This is a genomic window from Vibrio sp. S11_S32 (assembly GCF_014694465.1).
Lineage (GTDB): Bacteria > Pseudomonadota > Gammaproteobacteria > Enterobacterales > Vibrionaceae > Vibrio > Vibrio algicola.
Genome location: NZ_JAAUWS010000131.1, coordinates 1 through 853 on the forward strand (window position 1 = coordinate 1; position 853 = coordinate 853).

General features: G+C 38.3%; 1 protein-coding gene. It reads right to left on the reverse strand.

The features are described from left to right. Positions 1-758: IS5 family transposase (locus HC723_RS16935; RefSeq protein WP_190339928.1), on the reverse strand; the 758-nt coding region annotated here is incomplete at its 3' end. Positions 759-853: the final 95 nt, after the last annotated feature.

Genomic DNA, 853 nt, shown 5'->3' on the forward strand with positions numbered 1-853 from the left:
TTACTCATTCGCTTAGCGTGATGATAATCGTCTGCAAACGTATTATCTTTCGGTGGGATGATAATGTCAGCATCAGGAAAGTGATTTTCCAATGTTTGGTAAACGGCATTAGTATCGTACATTTTATCTGCGGTAATATGCTCGACTTGCGCTGTAATTTGCTCACAAACCGCATCCACAATCTGGTCATCCATAACGTATTTATGCGTTAAGACGGCGCTTTCAATTATGTGGTTGCCCTTAACCGCTAAATGCGCTTTTCGCCAACTTCGTTTTGCACTCACCTTATGCTTTTCCTGATGCCACTCATCTCTACCAAATCGCTTTAAACCCGTAGAATCAATAGCAATAGCGACAATGTCATCGTCTACGCTTTCATTTATTTTAAATTTTGGTGTCTCAAAACCTAACTTAGCTAGCCGTTTCGAAAGTAATGTATAGTCTGGGCATTGAAAGTTATTTTTCCCTAACATTTCAAGTATGTTTTCAATAAAGCCTTGTGTTTGACGTAAAGGTAATTTGAATACCATCCGTAGGTAATGGCAGGCTTCAATAGTGCTATTAGGATACTTAGCTGTTGAACCTGTACCATCATAAACACGCACATCCGCTTGCCAGCAAGTGAGGACATCATCCGATATCCATATATCGATTCGCCCTCTATTTTTGAGGGCTTTATTATAATCTGAATAGTTACTTTGTCGGTAAGTATGCTTTTTAAAATGATGCTGTTTAGTTTGGTTGTATTTGTAAGGCATTTGTTAATTATTCTGATATGAAAGGTCGATTAAAATAATAACCGACCCTGACAGTATTGCCTAATTGATTGTTTATCGAGCGATGCAACAAAGCC